Below are 2,077 nucleotides of genomic sequence, written 5' to 3'. Positions count from 1 at the left end.
ACCAGTGGGTGCCGGCGCAGTCGGACAACAGTCTGAAGAAGTTGTACGGGCAGCTCGGCGCGGCGGCCGAGCAGCAGTTGTGGTACGACAAGCTGCGCGAGGTCATCGACGGTTATCAGCCGGACATTCTGTGGCAGGACTTCAACCTGACGCAGGTGCCGGAGTCGCGGCGGTTGGACTTCCTGTCCTACTACTACAACAGGGCCGTGGCGTGGAACAGGGACGTGGTGGCCACCTACAAGGACGGGTTCAACAACCGCGGTGAGGTGCTGGACATCGAGCGGGGTGGTCCGGCGGGTATCCAGACGCCGTACTGGTTGACCGACGACAGCATCTCCTCGTTGAGTTGGTGTTACACGCAGGGGATCGGTTACTACTCGTCGGTGTCGTTGTTGCACGCGTTGATCGACCGGGTGTCCAAGGGCGGGAACATGGTGCTCAACATCGCCCCGATGGCCGACGGCACGATCCCGTCCGGTCAGCAGACGGTGCTGCGGGACATGGGCAACTGGCTCAAGGCGTTCGGGGAGTCCATCTACTCCACCCGGGCCTGGTCGGTCTTCGGTGAGGGCCCCACCCAGATGGGCGGCGGATCGTTCCAGACCCCCCGCGCCGGCACCAACCGCGACATCCGCTTCACCCGCAGCAAGGACAACACCGTCCTGTACGCCATCGTCCTGGGCTGGCCGGGCAGCACCCTCAACATCGGCACCATGACGTCGAGCCGGGTCAATATCGGCAACTTGACCTCGGCGCAGCTGCTCGACTCCACCGCCGGCTCGTACGTCAACCTGCCCCGGCCCACCCAGGACGGCTCCGGCCTGCACATCACCCTGCCGTCGTCGAACGCCCCGTTCAGCGCCCTGGCGTACGTGGTGAAGCTGTCGTTCGGCGGCGCCACCCCGACCCCCACCCCGACGACGACCCCGTCGACGACGCCGACGGTGGTGCCCCCGACGACGACCCCACCGCCGGCCGGCCGGGCGACGGCCACCTACACGGTCACCAGTTCCTGGGACGGCGGCTTCCAGGCCAACGTGACCGTCACCGCCGGGTCGTCGCCGATCAACGGCTGGACGGTCTCCTGGACCTTCCCGAACGGGCAGAAGATCAGCCAGCTCTGGAGCGGCTCGTACACCCAGAGCGGATCGAACGTGACCGTGACCAACGCGTCCTACAACGGTGCCCTCGGCGCCGGTGCCGCCACGACCTTCGGCTTCCTCGCCAGTTGGACCGGCACGAACAACGCGCCGACCGACGTCACCGTCACCGCCAGTTGACCGCCGACGGCCGGCGCCCCGCCGGCCACACCGCGCCACCGTGGCACGGCCCTCCCGGCCGTGCCCCGGACCGGCCGTCCGTACCCCGGAACCCCCAACCGCCGGGACCCGGCGGCTCACCCCCCGACCGCGCCGTGGACGGCGCGACGTCCGACCGGAGGAGACGATCACCTTGACCAGAGAACCCGGCCGCCGGCTGACCGCGGCGCTGGCCTTCGCGGCAGCGCTGCTGGCCAGCGCGGCGGTCACCGTCGCGCCGTCCCCGACCACCGCGCGGGCCGCGACGTCCCAACCGTGCGACATCTACGCCGCGGGCGGTACGCCGTGCGTGGCCGCGCACAGCACCACCCGCGCGCTGTACGGCGCCTACGCCGGCGCGCTCTACCAGGTGCGCCGCTCGTCCGACAACACCACCCGGGACGTCGGCGTGCTGGCGGCGGGCGGGACCGCCAACGCGGCCACCCAGGACTCGTTCTGCGCGGGCACGTCCTGCGTCATCACGATCATCTACGACCAGTCCGGGCGGAACAACCACCTCACCCAGGCGCCTCCCGGCGGCTTCCAGGGCCCGGCCCCCGGCGGTTACGACAACCTCGCCGACGCGACGCTCGCGCCGGTCACCGTGGGCGGGAACAAGGCGTACGGGGTGTTCGTGGCGCCCGGCACCGGTTACCGGAACAACGCCACCAACGGCATCGCCAAGGGTGACCAGCCCGAGGGCATGTACGCCATCTTCGACGGCACGCACTACAACGGCGGCTGCTGCTTCGACTACGGCAACGCCGAGACCAACAGCC

General features: G+C 69.9%; 2 protein-coding genes. Both read left to right on the top strand.

What is annotated here, in order from left to right; all coding sequences use genetic code 11:
- Positions 1–1,280 (top strand): alpha-L-fucosidase (locus ACFOX0_RS34020; protein WP_377553772.1); only part of this gene is annotated, 1,280 nt, incomplete at its 5' end.
- 172 nt (positions 1,281–1,452) lie between these two features.
- Positions 1,453–2,077 (top strand): arabinofuranosidase catalytic domain-containing protein (locus ACFOX0_RS34015; RefSeq protein WP_377553770.1); only part of this gene is annotated, 625 nt, incomplete at its 3' end.

Origin of the sequence: Micromonospora zhanjiangensis (assembly GCF_042650605.1) — a bacterium.
Lineage (GTDB): Bacteria > Actinomycetota > Actinomycetes > Mycobacteriales > Micromonosporaceae > Micromonospora_J > Micromonospora_J zhanjiangensis.
This window is presented reverse-complemented; position numbering and strand designations above follow the sequence as displayed.